This is a genomic window from Streptosporangium saharense (genome assembly GCF_014203715.1).
GTDB lineage: Bacteria > Actinomycetota > Actinomycetes > Streptosporangiales > Streptosporangiaceae > Streptosporangium > Streptosporangium saharense.
The window spans coordinates 729,060-744,537 of record NZ_JACHJP010000001.1; the positions used below are offsets into that span (position 1 = coordinate 729,060).

Sequence of the window (15,478 nt, forward strand, 5' to 3'; positions counted from 1 at the left end):
GGGGATCTGTGGTGGCGCGGTTCTTCTTCCGATAGTGGGCCTTATGGGGAGATCTGTCCGAAAACGGCTGGGACGGGTTTGCGATGATCAGCGGGTGAACTTCCATTCCCCCGGGGCCGATCAGGTGTCGATACGAGAACGTGTTCGCCGCATCCTCGAAAGTTCTCGTCTGCAGCGGACCGTGGTCGCGGTCATCGTGATCAACGCGATCACGATCGGCTGCGAGACGTCCTCCTACCTCGTCGAGCACCTCGGCGGGCTGCTCCACGTCGTCGACAGGATCGCGGTGGCGGTCTTCGCCGTGGAACTCGCCGCCCGGCTCTACGCCTACCGTGGGGACTTCTTCCGCGACCCGTGGAACTGGTTCGACACGATCATCGTGAGCATCGCCCTGATCCCGGCCTCGGGGCCGACCTCGATCCTGCGCACGATGCGGATCCTGCGCGCGCTACGCCTGGTGTCGGCCATCTCCAGCATGCGCAACGTCATCGACGCCCTGCTGTCGGCCATTCCCGGCATGCTGTCGATCGTCGGCCTGCTCGTCCTTGTCATGTACGTCTCGGCCGTCCTGGCGACGCAGTTGTTCGGGGGAATCGCCCCGGAGTACTTCGCCGAACTGCCCACCTCACTGTTCACCCTGTTCCAGGTCATGACCGGTGAGGCGTGGCCCGACATCGCCGAGAAGGTGATGGCGCAGCAACCGTGGGCGTGGGTGTTCTTCGTCGGCTACATCCTGATGACCACCTTCGTGGTCCTGAACCTGTTCATCGCCGTCGTGGTCAACGCGATGGACGACCAGAACACCTCGGCCGAGGAACAACGCACCGAGGACCACCTGGCCGACATCGCCGTGGAACTGGCCCGCCTCCACGCCAAAATCGACGCCCTCCAGTCCCACCAAACAGCGACCGAACCCACGACCTGACCGTTCCCCCGGTGTCCGCCGTGTGTCAGGGGGAGTGGGCCTCGGGGCCGGGCCGGGGTTTCGAATTCAGAGGGGCAATATGCCGGGACTGGTGTGGGACGAGGTCAGGTGTTTCTTCGACCCCGACCTGATGGGGGCACTGCCGGAGGTGTGGGTCGCGGATGCTTCCGTCGCGGACTGGCAGATGGTCCTCGACCTGATCGAGGCTCACCCCTGGGGGAGCGAGTATCTCGAAGGCGACGTCGTCATGCCGCTGCCTTCCGCCGAGCAGGTGCTTTCCCGGCCTGAAGACGCTGAGTGTCCGACTCTCCGCGTCCGGCCCGCCCCCGACGTGCTGGCGATTTTTCGGTTCCTGTCGGATGACACGATCGACTTTGACGTCGATCTGCGGGAACTCCAGGGTCAGGAACGGCTGGACATCCTGTGCGAGTTCATCACGGCGATCGGGCGAAAGCTGGGAAAACCGGTGATGATGTCGCCGGAAGGAGACCGGGAACAGGATCACCCGGTCCTTGGGTTCGACGTCGAGGCCGATCGAATGGTGCTGTTGGCGCGACCTCTGCCCGACTGAGCATCCCTCAGCGGAGAAACCGACCGCCTCGTTGCCGACCTTCGGAAGACCGGCACGGGGCAGGGACGGTCAGGGCAGGCGGATGCTGGAGACGATCTTGTTGAGGTCGGGGACGAGGGGGGTGCTGGCCATCACGGTGATGACGACTCCCTTGCGTTCGACCCAGCCGACGTACTGTCCGTCGCCGAGTGCGCCGTCGCCCTCCCTGGTCAGCACCCGGTGGCCGCCGATCGTCGCGGTCTTCACGCCCGAGGTGAAGGTTCCGTAGGTCACGGGGAGGCGCTTCAGGTCCGTGAGCTTCCTGGCGCCAGGCCAGCACAGCACGCGTACCCACAGGCTCCGCTGCTTGGGGTCGGCGTTGGCCCGGTCGTCACCCCACTGGTAGCCGTAATCGGTGACGCCCTTGTGCTTACCGGCGACCACCCCGCCGTAGGTGAAGCCCCCGGGGAGGTAACCGACGCGTACGCCTCTGATGGCGGTGGCGCCCCTCGGGGGCTTGTCGACCTTGGAGTCGTAGGAGTGCTTGATCTCCGCCTTGCTCGGAGTGGGGCAGGCGGCACCGCTCGTGGTGGCCGCGTGGGCGGAGGGGACGACGAACAGCGTCGCGGCGGAGGCCACGGACAGGGCGGCGGTCGTGAGTGTCCTCGTCATTGTGTTCATGTACGGATTGGACGCGGCGGACGGGACAGAAGTTCGCCGTCAGCCCTGAAGAACGACGGACGCCGCGTCGCAGGGCGGACAGGCGAAGACGAACGCCTCTCCGCCGCCGAAGTTCATCAGCCAGTTCCGGCTGTAGCCCTCCCTCATCTGCGCGACGAAGCCCATGGGGGTGCCGCAGGTGGAGCACGTGGGCGTCATGTCGGTGTCCCACCACTCCGCCTCGCCGCCCAGCCAGCCGACCACCTTGAAGTCGGCGACCTCGTCGGCAGTCTCCGGTTCGACCTCGCAGATGCCGATCTCGAAGCACTGCGACAGGACGAACGCCTCTCCGGGGGAGGTCGCGGCCACCGTGGCGTCCGCGGCGAACAGGTAGGCGCGGTTCCCACCGGCTTCGGGGTCCCAGGCCTCGCACTGGCCGGGGTCGTTGTCGCACATGAAGAACGACAGCAGGGCTCCCGGCCGCAGGGACTCGGCGTGGTCGCCGAGGTCGTCCGCCATGAGCTGGAACAGGAACCGCAGCGGCCCGTCACACCGGGAACAGAGCGGCCAGGAGAACCCCTCCGGCGCCAGCGGCAGCCCACCGATCCGGCTCACCCGGGCCGCGACCTCAACATCCTTCACAAAAGCCATAGATCCACTCACGGCCCGGCAGCCTATACCGCTCACCGGCCCTCGCCATCCACCCGGCCTTGGTCAGGCGGAGTACTCACCCGTCCGGAAGACCAGAGGATGTCGGCGGCTTCGCGTAGGCCCTCTGCGAGGGCGGCGACGGTGGAGACGGACAGGGCCAACGTCTCGCCTGGGCTGTCTTCTGGAAAGTCGGTGTGGCAGGGGGGCGTGGGAGGTAGCAGGGCGGACAGGGTTCGGGCCATCTCGCGGGCCTGCGCCGGCGACAGGTTCACCCAGGTGGAGGCGTCGCTGTGGCGATAGGTGACCCGCACAGCCGCCGGACCAGAGATCTGGCCGTCCGGCTCGGCGGGCTGAGCCGCCTCAACCAGGACGAGATAACCGTCGACGGTGTCGATGAAGGCGGTCCGTCGGACGTGGTCAACGGCATGCGTCGCGTTGCACCACGGTGGACAGGGCTGACGCACGGTGACGCCGGTGGTCGTGGCGTCGTCCTGGCCGAAGCCCTCCGGCGTATCGGCCGGGGAGGCGCTGGGATTCTGGGAGTGATCCATGCGAGCTCCAGAGGGTGATTTTCGGTCGCGGGAGAGTCGAAGTTATCAAGGAGCTTGAGTTCTTCTCGCGGTCGTAGAAGAGGCGGAGCCCAAAAGGAAGCGGACCGGCGCCTCACTGGAACGAGTATCAGCTGCCAGGTACGGTCGTCTCGGAGGCGCACAGCTGACCGGATGGGGAGGCGCGTTGCCGTACCGAGGCCTGATCTTGGACTTCTCCGGAGTGATGACGATCCCTCTGAGGGCCCCCATCCATGCCTGGTGCACCAGCCAGGGCTTGCCCGTCGACGCCTGGGCGAACGCGCTGGGCAGTCACCCCACCGGTCGATCCCTGTATATGGAGCTGGAACTGGGCCGCATGACCCAGGCGGAGTGGAACACGGCCACCGCCATGCTGCTGGGAGTGGATCCGGACAACCTCATGGGGCGCGTCCACGCACAGGTGCGCGCCGAGCCGTCGATGGTCGCGCTCGCTCGCCGGGCACGTCAGGCTGGCCTCACGGTGGCGCTGCTGTCCAACTCCTATGGTCGTGATCCCTACGATCCCTACACCGCGACCGGCGTGTGGGAGCTGTTCGACCATCATGTGATCAGCGAGGTCGAAGGTGTCGCGAAGCCGGACCCGAGGATCTACGAGGCGACGTTGGAGCGAATGGGCCTGGTGGCCGACCAGTGCCTGTTCGTGGACGACACCGCGGCCAACCTCCTTCCGGCACAGATGCTGGGCATCGGCACCGTCCTGGCCGACGGACCCGACATCGCGCGGCGTGTGGCCGCCCTCCTGGATCTGCCGCCTGTCTCGTACACGGCCTGGCCGTAGACGCCGACACCAGAAGCTCTCCAAGCCGGTGCCGACGTCGAAGGCTTGGGACCGCTGAGCCAGCCGTACAACCGGCGTGGAAGCCTTCCCGACGTCACACCGGTCGATGGGCGGGCCAGTGATCGCGTCATAATGACCAGAATGGCGTTTTTGGTCATTTAGGATGTTGATTGTGGTTCGCCCCAGTGTTGAGACGAGTGTCATCCTTGATGCCGCTGCCCAGGTCATCGCGGAGCAGGGGTTCGGTGGGGTGCGGATGGGCGAGGTCGCCGCCCGGGCCGGAGTCGCGAAAGGTGTGCTCTACCTGCGGTTCGCCGACAAGAACGCGTTGCTCCGCGCGGTCGTCGACCGGGAGGTCGTCCTGACGGCCCGTCGTTCGATCGAGTTGGTGGAGGCCGACGACCAGGGTGGCTCGTTCTCCCGCCTGTACGTTCACGCGGTGACCGCGCTGTACTCGCGTCCGGCGTTGCTGCGCCTGTACCAGGAGCCCTCCGCGCCGCTGCAGGAGCTGGCGCGGGACGGTGAGCGGCTCCGGGCGCGCGAGCTGCTCGGCGCCGAGTTCATCCGTGCCCTCCAGGCGGAGGGCGTCGTGACGGCGGACCTGGACGCGGACGTCCTCGTCGCGAACCTCACCCTGTGGAACCAGGCACTCGCCGCGCAGGCGCCGACCGTCGGCGCCGACGCGCTCATCCTCGGCATGGGCGCGCTGCTGGCACGCGCCGTCGACACCGGCACCGGCGACACGACCGCGGGCAAACGCGTGTTCGTCGCCTTCGCCGAGGCGCTGATCGCCGAACGGGAGCGACGGTGACCCCGAAACGAGGCCATGCCGTACAGACCGATCCCACAGGAGGGCACCCGCCTTGTACATACGAGAGACCGGTAACGCCGACGGCCCCGTTCTGCTGCTCGTCCACGGCGGCGGGGTCGCCGGGTGGATGTGGAAGGCGCAGATCGACAACTTCGGAGCGCGCTTTCGCGTTCTTGTGCCCGATCTGCCCGGTCACGACCACAGCCGCGACGTGCCCTTCACGACGAGCGCGGCGGTCGTCGCCGAGCTCGCCGCCCTCCTCAAGCGGCTTCCCGCCGGTACGGACGTCACCGTGGTGGGCTTCTCGCTCGGCGCGCAGCTCGCGCTCGAACTGGCCGCCTCCCACCCCGAGCTGGTCACCCGCGTGGTGGTCACCAGTGCGCTGACCGGGGGCATACCGCTGCCGAGCCTGAGCCACGGGCTCGTCAGGCTCACCGCGCCGCTCGCCCGGCAGACGTGGTTCGCCAAGCTCCAGGCGAAGTCGCTGTACATTCCGGACGACCTCCTCGACGACTACCTCCGCACCTCGAAGAACCTGCCCGTGGAGAGCCTGGTCGCGCTGACCAGGGAAAACGCCGACTTCCGCACACCACCGGCCTGGCCCGCGTTCCCCGGCGCCGCCCTGCTCCTGGCCGGAGCGAAGGAACCACGATCACTCCGGGAAGGGATGCGGCGGCTCGACCAGGAGCACCCGAGGAGCGAGTTGATCATCCACGAGAACGCGGGTCACGGGCTGCCGCTGCGGTACCCCGAGTGGTTCAACACGCGCGTCGAGGACTGGATCCGCGCCGACCTCACGTGAGCCCGCCGTACAGCGTCGGCCGCCGCTCGGACAGGTAGGAGAAGGCGGACCGGGCACCCTCGACGGCGGCGGTGTCGATCGTGGCGAACACGAGGCCGGGGCCGGTGCCCGCGGACGCCAGCTCGGTGCCGTCCGGGCCGATGACGCGGCTGCGGCCGACATACTCGGTCGTTCCCTCGGCGCCGCACCGGTTGACGTAGGCGAGATGGACCTGGTTCTCCCAGGCCCGGGTCCACATCACGTGCTCGTTGATGGCGCCATAGGGATGCATGTTTGCGGTCGGCACGAGCACCACGTGCGCTCCCGCGAGCGCCGCGACCCGCACGGGCTCGGGGAACTCCGCGTCGAAGCAGATCACGACGGCACACCGCACCCCGTGGTGGTCGAAGACGGCCGTGGGCTCCTCTCCCGCGCGGAACCGGCCGTCGATCTCGCCGAACAGGTGGGCCTTGGTGTAGTCGGCCAGCACCTCGCCGCTGTCGCCGACGACGACAGCCACGTTGCCGACACCTCCACCGGGCAGTACGGCGGGCAGACCGGCGACGACCGCGATGCCACGGGCGGCGGCGATGGTGGCGACCCGCCCGGTCAGCGGCAGGGCGGCGAGTTCGGCGACGTCCCCGACGTCGTACCCGGTCACGAACATCTCCGGGGTGACGAGCAGCTCCGCGCCCTCGGCCACCGCGGCGGCCGCTGTTGAGTCCAGCTCGGCCAGGTTGGCCTCGACGTCACGGCCGTGACCCGCGCTCTGCATGCACGCGATCCGCAGGGTGCTCATGACGACCGCCCCTCGGCGAGTTCCGCGCGCAGCTGTTCCGGGGTGGCGATCGGGCGCTCCAACTGGTCGGCGATCGCCACGGCCGCCGCGACGAGCTCGGCCGAGTCGGCGGCCTGCCTGCGGCGCCGTACACGCAGGTTGTCCTCGATCCCGACCCGCACGTCCATGCCGGACGCGGCGGCGACGGCGGCGAGCCGCAGCTCGGCGGGGTAACCGACCCCGGCGACGCTGACGGCGGCCAGGTCGGGCCCGAGGATGCGGCCTGCCGCCTCACGCAGCGCGAACAGGTCGTGCGGGCTGCTGCCCACGCCGCCGAGCACGCCGAGGACGAACTGGACGCGGACAGGGCCGGTGAGCGTGCCCTCGTCGAGCAGGAACCGGGCCATCGACAGGTGGCTCAGGTCGTACACCTCAAGCTCCGGGGTCACCCCGAGCTCGCGGAACGTCGTGGCGAAGCGGCGCATCGTGGCGAGCGTGTTGGTGAAGACCACCGACCCGGACTGCTCCAGCACCCGCCGCTCCCAGTCGTGGGTCACCCGCGGCCACCGGGAAGGGGTCGGGAAGCCCTCGAAGTTCATCGTGCCGAGGTTGAGCGTCGCGATGTCCGGCACCACGGCCACGACGCCCTCAAGGCGCTGGTCGGGCGTCATGTCGACGGACCCGCCGGTGGTGATGTTGATGACGATGTCCGACCGCTCGCGGATACCGGCGACGATCTCCTTGAACATCGAGGCCGATCCCGTCGGGCGGCCGTCGAGCTCCCGGGCGTGCAGGTGCACGACGGTGGCACCGGCCCGCGCGGCCGCCACGGCCGCCTCGGTGATCGCCTCCGGCCCGCACGGTACGGCGGGGCTCTGGCTGGGCAGGACGTCGCCTCCGGTGACGGCGGCGGTGAGGACGATGGGGTCGTACGGCGCGCGCATAGGGCGTTCCTTCCTCGGATGTGGTTCAGGTGGGCAGGTAGGTGCGGTCTTCGGTCCAGCCGTCGGCGATCGCGCCTTCGGCGGCCATCGCCTCGATCTCGGCGGGCGTGAAGCCGAGTTCGGCGAGCACCTGGCGGGTGTGCGCGCCGTAGCGGGGGGCGTCGGAGGGCACCCGCACCGCCGCGTGCCGGGGCCGTACGGCCTGTGGGGCGATGAGGTCCACCTCCCGGCCGCTGGGATGCCGGTCGTGGCGGACGAACACCGCCGAGCCGCGCAACGGGACGGGTCCGGCGCTCTGCCGTACCAGACCACGGGAGCGCAGTGCGGCGATGTGCTCGATCCGGTGCACCGCGACCCCGTGCGGGCCGAGCAGGTCGGCCCACGCCTGGACCGGGCGCTCCCGGAACCGGGCGGCGAGCAGGTCCTGCGACGCGTCCGCGTCGAGCCCGAGCGCGGGCGCCAACACGTCGGCACTCGTTTCGGACGGGCAGGCCAGGAAGAACCAGCCGTCCGAGGTCGGGTAGCACCGGTATCCCGCGTGCTCCCCGAGCACGTCCGGCCCCGAAGGTTCCCGTACGGCGTCGCGGCCCGTGCCGTCGAAGAGGAACGGGATCTGCAGCAGCTGCCCGGCGGCGGCCAGGGAGGTGCGCATCACCGGGGCGTGTTCATCGCGTCCGGCCAGCGCGGCGACGACGGCGAAGGCGCCGCAGAACCCGGCGAGGGCGTCGATCGTCCCGAGGTGCGCGTGCTCCTCGGGGGTGTCCGGGCCGCCGCCGAACCGCGTCATGATCCCGGTGCACGCCTGCACGTTGTCGTCGTAGCCCGCCGCGTGGCTGCGTGGCCCGTGACCCGGCCCGCCGTAGGCGTCCACCCGCACGAGCACGATCCCGGGGTGGATGTCCCGCAGCCGCCCCGGATCCAGGCCGAGTTCGCCGAGCTGGCGTTCGCTGCCGTTGAACGTGACGACGTCGACGGTGGGCAGCAGCCGGTCGAGCACCTCGCGACCGGCCGGAGTGCGCAGGTCGGCCAGCACGCTGCGTTTGCCGCGCTGGGCGTGCATGCCGATGACCACGGTGTGGTACGGGTCGAAGCCCGGCGTCGGGGGGTCGATCTTGACGACCTCGGCGCCGAACCGTGCGAGGGTCGCGCCGATCATCGGCCCGGCGATGACGTTGGTGACGTCGAGGACGCGGACGCCGTCCAGCGGGAGCCCACCGGGCGCGGCCGACGGGTCTGGCGGCGGTACCGGTGGTTGCGGCGGCTCCGGCGGCAGGGCGGCGAGGATCGCGGCCCGGTCGGCGTCGAGCGCGGGGGCGGGCCTGCGCCCCGGCGGGGTGCCCTCGGCCCAGACGACGGGTCCGGGGATGGTCAGTTCGCCGTGGACCGGATCGTCGACGGTGGCGACGAGCCCCGCCGTACGGGGATGTTCGGAACGCAGCCACTCCAGGCTGCTGCGGTGGGCGGCCCCAGGAAGGCCCGCCGCGTCGAACCGCCGCTCCCACTCCCGCGCCGGGTGCCGCAGGAAGGCGGCCGCGATCAGCTCCGACAGCCGGGCCGCCCAGCGGGCGGAGAGCGGGTAGGCCAGCAGCGTGCAGTCCGTGCCGTCGGGCCAACGGTCGGTGGACAGGTAGGGATCGACGGTCGGGATGCCCTCCGCGCGGACGGTGTCCCAGATGCCAAGCAGCCGCAGCGACCGGACCGCGTGGGTGCGGTGGGCGGGGCAGCAGTGGTAGAACAGCCGCCCGTCCTGGCAGGGGTAGCTGCGGTAGAACGGGTCGAGAAGCTCCTGCAGTTGCGCGTAGGTGAGGTCCATCGGCTCTCCCGTGGCGCGTCGGCGGGCGATCTCGTGCTCGCGCAGCGAGAGGTAACGCGGCGGGAGGTCGGAGACGGCCAGGGAGTTGAACGCCAGCCCTTCCAGTACGGCCTCGGCGAGCGGCACCTCGAAGGCGTCGCCGTGGCCGGTGCGCCGCCTGGCGACCAGCCCGACGCCGACCGCGAGCGCGCCGAGCGCCGCGGCGTAGGCAGAGGCCAGCGGCAGCGGCGTGTAGGACGGGTTGACGCCCATGAGGATCCGGTTGAGTCCCATGTCCGTGAAGCCGCCGGTGGCCGCCAGCACGATCCCCTCCCAGGCGGGCAGGTCGCGGCGTGGGTCGTTCTCGGCGAATCCGGGCAGCGACAGGTGGATCACGCGGGGGTTGAGCGCGAGCGTGTCCTGCGGTCCGAGCCCGAACCGGGCCATGACGCCGGGACGGAAGTTCTCGACCACCACGTCGGCCCCCGCTATGAGTCGGCGGGCGGTCGCGACGTCGGCGGGCCGGGTCAGGTCCAGCACGATGCTCTTCTTGCCCGCGTTGAGCGCGGCGGCAGCGGGGGAGGTCCATCGCGGGCCGCCCGGCGGGTCGACGCGGATCACTTCGGCGCCCAGGTCGGCGAGCAGCAGGGCGACGGCCGGACCGGCGACGTACTGGCCGAAGTCGAGGACGCGGACGCCGTGCAGCGGCGGGTTCATACGCGGCTCCTTGGGGTGGGACCGGTTCGTGGGTCGCGGGGACGGGACTCTTCCCGGTGGCGACGACGAGGTGGGGCCGGACCTTCCGGGCGATCGTCGGACGGGCCTCGCACGCCGTCAGGGGAGGCTGCGGACCCGGACCCGGACCCGGACGCGTGGGCGAGGACGTGTGCCCTCATGTCATGACCTCCGGCCAGCGCGGCCGCCGCTCGACCGCAGCCCCGACCAGGAACGGCGTGGTGTCGTCGAACGGCCGCCCGACGATCTGCACCCCGGTGGGCACCCCGTTGCCGGCGATTCCGGACGGTACGGCCAGCACGGGGCAGCGGTTCATGATGTTGAACGGGAGCGCGAGCAACGACTCCAGGTAGTGCCCGAGCCGTTCCCCGTCGATCTCCGGGCCGTGGTCGAGGTAGTCCTCGCCCGCCACCAGCCCGCTGGTGGCCGCGGTCGGGCAGACGAGCGCGTCGAACCGCTCGAACAGTTCGCCGACGGGCCGGTAGAGGTCGGACTCGATCGCGAGTCCGTCGAGCACCCCGGCGTCGGCGGCGTTCTCGGCCGCCCACCGCGCGAACGCCCGCGCGTACGGGGTGAGGTGGGCGCCGGGCGCGCGGTCCTCGGCCGCGACGGCGGCACCGAACCCGTGGTGGAAGTGGATGGCCGCCGCGCGCAGCACCCGTGCCCGCGGCACCAGGAGCCCGACCTCCTCGACGTGGGCCCCGGCCGCGCGCAGCCGCTCGCCGTACTCCCTGGTGTTGCGGCGGACCACCGGGTCGACCACCCAGTCACCGAGGTCCTCGGACAGGGCGATCCGCGTCCCGCGCAGGTCGCGGCCGAGCTCGGCGGGGCCGGGCAGCACGTGACGGGGCCGCAGCGAGCCGACGTCCCCCGGGTGGGGTCCTGCCACGACGTTCTGCGTCAGCGCGACGTCGGCGACGGTACGGCCCAGCACACCGGAGTGCACGTAGGTGTCGAGGTGGTAGGGCGGGTCCACCGGCACCCGGCCGTGCGGCGGCTTGAACCCGACCACCCCGCTGAACGAGGCGGGCACCCGGATCGATCCCGCGGTGTCCGACCCCGTCGCCAGCACCGTGGACCCCGCGGCGAGCGCGGCGCCCGAGCCGCCGGAGGAGCCGCCGGGGGAGAACTCGGGGTTCCACGGGTTGCGGGTGACGCCCCAGAGCGCCGAGTGGGTGAACGCGGCGGAGGCGAACTCCGAGGCCGTGCTCCTGGCGTGGACGATCACACCGGCGTCGAGGAGGCGCTGGACGAAGACCGAGGTGTGCTCGGCGACGGTGTCGCGGTGGCGCAGCGACCCCTGGGTCCAGGGCTGTCCCGCGACCGGTTCGTCCTCCTTGACGACGGTGGGCAACCCCTCCAGCGGTCGCGGCGGCTCGCCCTGGCCCGCGTAGCGGCGTTCGGCCAGTTTGGCCTGCCGCAGCGCCTCGTCGAAGAAGCGGTGGCACAGCGCGTTGACGACCGGCTCGGTCCGTTCCGCGCGGGCGATCACCGCCTCGGTCAGCTCGACCGGGGACAACCGCCGGGCGCGGAAGGCGCGCAGCGCGTCCGTCGCCGACAGGTGGTGCAGCTCGTCCATCGGGTCCTTCGCTCTCGTCGTGGTCGGCGCGCCCGGATCACCAGGCGATCTCCTGCCCGGCCCCCAGCGCCTCGGCGCGTTCGATGACGTGCCACGCGGCGGCGGCGTCCTGCACGCCGAGGCCGACGCTCAGGTAGGTCACCAGGTCGTCCGGGCGCCGTCGCGCGGTCGCGCGTCCGCCCAGCACCTCGCCGAGCGCCAGCAGTTCCATCGGCCGTCCGGCGACCACCGGCCCGGCGTGGGCGCGGGCGGTCGGCACGTGGTCGACGACGACCGCGGCGCTGGCCTCAAGCAGGTCCGTGCCGACCTCAAGGCGGTGCTCCTCGAAGGAGCCGATGCTCACCACGGTGGCGCCGGGGCGCAGCAGTCCGGGCGGGAGGATCGGCTCGGTGGCGAGCGTCGCGCAGACCACGACGTCGGCCTCGGCCACCGCGTGGGCCACGTCGGCGACGGCGCGCACGGGATACCCGTCCGCGGCCAGCTCTCGGGCCGTCCGCTCGCGTTCCGCGAGGTCCGGGGACCACATGGTCACCTCCCGCAGCGGGAGCACCCGGGAGATCGAGCGGACGTGGGCGCGTCCCTGGGTGCCCGCACCGAGCACCGCGAGCCGGGCCGCGCCGGGCCGGGCGAGCTCCGCGACCGCCACCGCGCTCGCCGCCGACGTCCGCAGCGTGGTGACGGCGCCGCCGTCCAGCACCGCGACGGGCGCCCCGGTCTCCGGATGCAGCGCCACCAGCACGGCGTGGATCGAGGGCAGGCCCAGCGCGTGGTTGCCGGGGTTGACGCTGCCGAACTTCGACACCGGTCCGGTCGCCGCGTCCAGGCGGGCGGCGTAACAGAAGACGGTGGAGCGCGCGCCGTACGGGCCGCCGCCGATCTTGTCAGGCTGCCAGGCCTCGCCGGTGGCCAGCGCCGTGAACGCCGTCCGCTGGGTCGCGATCGCCGCGTCCAGGTCGAGCAGGGCGTGCACGTCGGCCGCGGTGAGCAGTCTCATCGCCGCCACACCCGGCCCGCGGCCTGGGGAACCGGCCGGAGCCGTACCTCGGCGGCGGCACGCACCGCGTCGGGGAAGGGACAGGAGGTGCCGCTGGGGATGTCGACGTGGACGCCGAGCACCTCCGCCGTGGCCCGCGACCGGCCGTCCGCGGCCATCTCGTGCCACAGCAGCAGCCGCTTCGCGTCCACCCCGATCACCGTGGTGCGCACCTCAAGCCGTTCGCCCGGCAGCACCTGGTCGAGATAGCGCAGGTGGGCCTCGACCGTGAACAGCGAGCGCCCTGTCTCGGTGCGGTAGGCCGGAGCCATCCCCACGTGCGCCATCGCGTGTTCGGTCGCCTCTCCGAACACCAGCACGTAGTACGCCTCGCTGAGGTGCCCGTTGGCGTCGATCCACTCGTCCCTGACGGGCCGGTGCAGCGGCGGGACGGCGTTCACGCCCCCACCTCCCGCAGCGCCCGCAGGACCGCGATCAGCCGCCGGTCCCGTTCGGTGATCAGGTCCGCGGTGGACCGGCCCTCGGTGACCTGGGCCGCTCCCGTCACCAGCGCCTCCCGCAGGCTGCCGGTGAGCGCCGGGCTCGCCAGCCGGGTCCACGGATACTCCAGCGCCGGACCGAAGTGGTCGAGCGCGTGCGCCATGCCGCCCTCGCCACCGGCCAGGTGGAAGGTGGTGCACGGCCCGTGGAACGGCCAGCGTAGTCCGGGCCCCGCGGTCACGGCGGTCTCGATCTGGGCGACGGTGGCCTCGCCCGCGTCGAGCATGTGCAGCGCCTCCCGCCACAGCGCCTCCTGCAGGCGGTTGGCGATGAACCCGGGCACCTCGCGGTCCATCACGATCACGGTCTTGCCGGTCAGCGTGTAGAACTCCTCGGCCCAGGTGACCGCGGCCCGGTGCGTGCGTTCCCCGCCGACGACCTCGACCAGCGGCACCAGGTAGGGCGGGTTGAACGGATGCCCGACGACAAGCCGTTCCGGGTGTACGGCGGAAGCCTGCATGTCGGTCATCCGGTATCCGGACGTGGACGAGCCGATCACGATGCCGGGGGGCGCCGCGGCGTCGATGCGGGCGAGAAGGCCGGACTTCAGCCCGAGGTCCTCCGGCGCGCTCTCCTGCACGAACTCGGCGTCGGCGACGGCCTCCTCAAGGGTGGCCGCGACCGTGAGGTTGTCGCGGGTGGCGCCGTCCGCGAGCCCGAGGGTCTCCAGCGCGGGCCACGCGGCGTCGACGAGCCTGCGCAGCCGGTCCCCGGCGTCGGGCGCGGGGTCCCACGCGGTGACCCGGCGGCCACGGGCCAGGAAGTGCGCCACCCAGCCGCCGCCGATGACACCGGCTCCCACACAGGCGATCCGGTCGACGGCGCCAGGCGCGACGGATGGTTGCCACATGCTCATCACCTCGGGTTCTCAGGGGTCGGGGTCCGCTCGCCGAGACGGCGAACGGCGTAGAGGGTCATGGCCAGGGCCAGCACGCCGAACCCGATCAGCTCGTCACGCCAGCTTCCGTAGCCGGTCAGCTCCGGATTGAGTACGGCGACCACCAGCAGCAGCAGGTTGATCCCGGCGAGGGCGGCGGAGACCGCCACCCAGGACCGGTGCAGCCGGAAGGTCCGGTCGGGGGTCGTGTTCGCCCGCCGCAGCACCACGTAGCCGGAGAGCGCGATGACGACGGAGATCATGTAGCCGACGTTCGAGGCGAACACGACGCCCAGCAGGTTGCCGATGAACACGACCAGGCCGATGTTGACCAGCAGCCCGACGGTCATGGCACGGGCGGGCATCCCCGCGGAGTTGAGGACGCCGAGGCCGCGGACGGTCAGCCCCTCGACCGCCATGCCGTGCAGGGCACGCCCGCTGTCGGCGGTCGCCACCGACATGAGGTTGAGCATGGCCAGGCACAGCACGACCACGGCGAGCCAGCCGGCACCGCCGAACAGGTTCTCGAACATCACGACGGTGAATCCGAGAGGCTCGGTCGCGATGGCAGCCTCGCCCGTCGTGCCCGCGGCGAGGATCGGCATCAGCACGAACACGCCCAGCGCGGCGACGCCCGACGAGACGAGCGCCCGGGGGGCGTCCGAGCGCGGGTCGCGGTACTCCGGGGTGAACGTGGCGGCGACCTCGGTGCCGTAGACGGTCCAGCCCATGAGGAACAGCCACACGCACGCGACCACGAACGACGACTGCCCGTCGCCGCCGAGACCCCAGGACAGCCGGTCCAGGCGCAGGTTCCCGGTGAGGAGCGCCGTCGCGGCGGCCACCGCGAGCACCACCAGCACCAGGACGTTGACGATCGTGCTCAGCCGTACGGCGGGCCGGATCCCTGCGGTGTTGAGCAGCCACACCAGCACCAGCGCGGCCACCGCGACGGTGTGCGCGCTGCCCAGATGCAGGGGACCGACCCGCAGGATCCCGGTCTCCGGGAGCCACTGCGCCCTGATCAGCTCGCCGATCACGAGCGCGTTCCCGGCCAGGCCGAACGACCATCCGATCCAGTAGCCCGCCGAGGCGAGGGCTCCGAGCGGGCGGCTGCGGCCTTTCCAGGCGGCCGAGGCGTAGAGCGCGATGCCGCCGGGTTTGTCCGGGAACATCGCCGCCATCTCGGCGTACACGAAGTTCTGGCCGATCGCGAGCAGCCCCGACACGGCGAGCAGCGCGACGGCCGCCCACGCGCCGAGCGCGCCGGTCCAGTAACCGACCAGTGCGAAGGCGCTGGCGGGCAGCGCGATCGCCAGCGAGAACGCGTCCCGCCAGGTCATCACGCGATGGAACCGCTGAGAAGGGTTTTCAAGATGGGTGGGGGGTTTGGACATGGCGGTCTCCTTCCGTCGCCATTGCCCAGAAGGCGATCACTCCGGTCAGCGCCTGGGCGGTGACGGAGAATCAGCCGCACAGAAGAGGTGCTGCGG

At 71.3% G+C, this 15,478-nt stretch carries 16 protein-coding genes; 5 read left to right on the forward strand and 11 right to left on the reverse strand.

The genetic code is table 11. The features are described from left to right. Positions 1-181: 181 nt before the first annotated feature. Positions 182-925 (forward strand): ion transporter, encoded by a 744-nt coding sequence (locus FHS44_RS03525; RefSeq protein ID WP_312863518.1) that lies wholly within the window; start codon positions 182-184, stop codon positions 923-925. A 79-nt stretch (positions 926-1,004) separates the two neighbouring features. After that, on the forward strand, positions 1,005-1,496 hold the full coding sequence (locus FHS44_RS03530) for a hypothetical protein (RefSeq protein ID WP_184712400.1): 492 nt from the start codon (positions 1,005-1,007) through the stop codon (positions 1,494-1,496). 69 nt (positions 1,497-1,565) lie between these two features. Here FHS44_RS03530 and FHS44_RS03535 read toward each other — a convergent pair whose 3' ends face one another. Genes FHS44_RS03535 through FHS44_RS03545 form a run of 3 tightly spaced genes read right to left on the reverse strand, consistent with a single transcriptional unit; the run spans position 1,566 to position 3,337 of the window. Next, positions 1,566-2,156 carry a hypothetical protein gene (locus tag FHS44_RS03535; protein WP_246435060.1) on the reverse strand — a complete coding sequence of 197 codons (591 nt, stop codon included), beginning with the start codon at positions 2,154-2,156 and terminating at the stop codon, positions 1,566-1,568. Between the two features lie 39 nt (positions 2,157-2,195). Then, positions 2,196-2,777, reverse strand: coding sequence for a DUF1963 domain-containing protein (locus FHS44_RS03540; RefSeq protein ID WP_184712401.1), 582 nt, complete (start codon positions 2,775-2,777; stop codon positions 2,196-2,198). A gap of 41 nt (positions 2,778-2,818) precedes the next feature. Further along, complete coding sequence (locus tag FHS44_RS03545) at positions 2,819-3,337, reverse strand: hypothetical protein (protein WP_184712402.1); 519 nt, start codon at positions 3,335-3,337, stop codon at positions 2,819-2,821. Between the two features lie 223 nt (positions 3,338-3,560). Here FHS44_RS03545 and FHS44_RS03550 point away from each other — a divergent pair, with 223 nt between their 5' ends. The 3 genes from FHS44_RS03550 to FHS44_RS03560 all read left to right on the forward strand — a co-directional run bounded on the left by FHS44_RS03550 (position 3,561) and on the right by FHS44_RS03560 (position 5,767). Beyond that, the gene (locus tag FHS44_RS03550; protein WP_184712403.1) at positions 3,561-4,154 is read left to right on the forward strand and encodes an HAD-IA family hydrolase; all 594 of its coding nucleotides are present in this window, start codon (positions 3,561-3,563) and stop codon (positions 4,152-4,154) included. A gap of 172 nt (positions 4,155-4,326) precedes the next feature. Then, positions 4,327-4,965, forward strand: a complete 639-nt coding sequence (locus FHS44_RS03555; RefSeq protein WP_184712404.1) for a TetR/AcrR family transcriptional regulator — start codon at positions 4,327-4,329, stop codon at positions 4,963-4,965. Between the two features lie 52 nt (positions 4,966-5,017). Next, complete coding sequence (locus FHS44_RS03560) at positions 5,018-5,767, forward strand: alpha/beta fold hydrolase (protein WP_221460313.1); 750 nt, start codon at positions 5,018-5,020, stop codon at positions 5,765-5,767. On the opposite strand, the gene FHS44_RS03565 is transcribed toward FHS44_RS03560, so the two are convergent. The 8 genes from FHS44_RS03565 to FHS44_RS03600 all read right to left on the reverse strand — a co-directional run bounded on the left by FHS44_RS03565 (position 5,760) and on the right by FHS44_RS03600 (position 15,328). Beyond that, entirely contained in the window at positions 5,760-6,545 is a 786-nt protein-coding gene (locus tag FHS44_RS03565; protein ID WP_184712405.1) for a nitrilase-related carbon-nitrogen hydrolase, read from the reverse strand. The genes FHS44_RS03560 and FHS44_RS03565 overlap by 8 nt on opposite strands. Beyond that, positions 6,542-7,468 (reverse strand): beta-keto acid cleavage family enzyme, encoded by a 927-nt coding sequence (locus tag FHS44_RS03570; RefSeq protein WP_184712406.1) that lies wholly within the window; start codon positions 7,466-7,468, stop codon positions 6,542-6,544. Before FHS44_RS03570 ends, FHS44_RS03565 begins: the two co-directional genes overlap by 4 nt. 25 nt (positions 7,469-7,493) lie before the next feature. Further along, positions 7,494-9,977: a CoA transferase gene (locus FHS44_RS03575; RefSeq protein WP_184712407.1), complete on the reverse strand. Its 2,484-nt coding sequence runs from the start codon at positions 9,975-9,977 to the stop codon at positions 7,494-7,496. A gap of 175 nt (positions 9,978-10,152) precedes the next feature. Further along, positions 10,153-11,574 (reverse strand): amidase, encoded by a 1,422-nt coding sequence (locus FHS44_RS03580; protein WP_184712408.1) that lies wholly within the window; start codon positions 11,572-11,574, stop codon positions 10,153-10,155. A 37-nt stretch (positions 11,575-11,611) separates the two neighbouring features. After that, entirely contained in the window at positions 11,612-12,568 is a 957-nt protein-coding gene (locus FHS44_RS03585) for an ornithine cyclodeaminase family protein (protein WP_184712409.1), read from the reverse strand. Continuing rightward, positions 12,565-13,008 (reverse strand): thioesterase family protein, encoded by a 444-nt coding sequence (locus FHS44_RS03590; RefSeq protein WP_184712410.1) that lies wholly within the window; start codon positions 13,006-13,008, stop codon positions 12,565-12,567. Before FHS44_RS03590 ends, FHS44_RS03585 begins: the two co-directional genes overlap by 4 nt. Next, positions 13,005-13,958 (reverse strand): 3-hydroxyacyl-CoA dehydrogenase NAD-binding domain-containing protein, encoded by a 954-nt coding sequence (locus FHS44_RS03595; RefSeq protein ID WP_184712411.1) that lies wholly within the window; start codon positions 13,956-13,958, stop codon positions 13,005-13,007. The genes FHS44_RS03590 and FHS44_RS03595 overlap by 4 nt, the downstream gene beginning before the upstream one ends. Positions 13,959-13,963: 5 nt before the next feature. Then, complete coding sequence (locus FHS44_RS03600; RefSeq protein WP_184712412.1) at positions 13,964-15,328, reverse strand: APC family permease; 1,365 nt, start codon at positions 15,326-15,328, stop codon at positions 13,964-13,966. Positions 15,329-15,478: the final 150 nt, after the last annotated feature.

What these genes read in the sequence shown, in the direction of transcription:
- FHS44_RS03570 (WP_184712406.1), bottom strand. Translation starts at nt 7,468, where the DNA reads ATGCGCGCGCCGTACGACCCCATCGTCCTCACCGCCGCCGTCACCGGA.
- FHS44_RS03595 (WP_184712411.1), bottom strand. Translation starts at nt 13,958, where the DNA reads ATGTGGCAACCATCCGTCGCGCCTGGCGCCGTCGACCGGATCGCCTGT.
- FHS44_RS03530 (WP_184712400.1), top strand. Translation starts at nt 1,005, where the DNA reads ATGCCGGGACTGGTGTGGGACGAGGTCAGGTGTTTCTTCGACCCCGAC.
- FHS44_RS03565 (WP_184712405.1), bottom strand. Translation starts at nt 6,545, where the DNA reads ATGAGCACCCTGCGGATCGCGTGCATGCAGAGCGCGGGTCACGGCCGT.
- FHS44_RS03580 (WP_184712408.1), bottom strand. Translation starts at nt 11,574, where the DNA reads ATGGACGAGCTGCACCACCTGTCGGCGACGGACGCGCTGCGCGCCTTC.
- FHS44_RS03550 (WP_184712403.1), top strand. Translation starts at nt 3,561, where the DNA reads ATGACGATCCCTCTGAGGGCCCCCATCCATGCCTGGTGCACCAGCCAG.
- FHS44_RS03535 (WP_246435060.1), bottom strand. Translation starts at nt 2,156, where the DNA reads ATGAACACAATGACGAGGACACTCACGACCGCCGCCCTGTCCGTGGCC.
- FHS44_RS03585 (WP_184712409.1), bottom strand. Translation starts at nt 12,568, where the DNA reads ATGAGACTGCTCACCGCGGCCGACGTGCACGCCCTGCTCGACCTGGAC.
- FHS44_RS03545 (WP_184712402.1), bottom strand. Translation starts at nt 3,337, where the DNA reads ATGGATCACTCCCAGAATCCCAGCGCCTCCCCGGCCGATACGCCGGAG.
- FHS44_RS03600 (WP_184712412.1), bottom strand. Translation starts at nt 15,328, where the DNA reads ATGACCTGGCGGGACGCGTTCTCGCTGGCGATCGCGCTGCCCGCCAGC.
- FHS44_RS03575 (WP_184712407.1), bottom strand. Translation starts at nt 9,977, where the DNA reads ATGAACCCGCCGCTGCACGGCGTCCGCGTCCTCGACTTCGGCCAGTAC.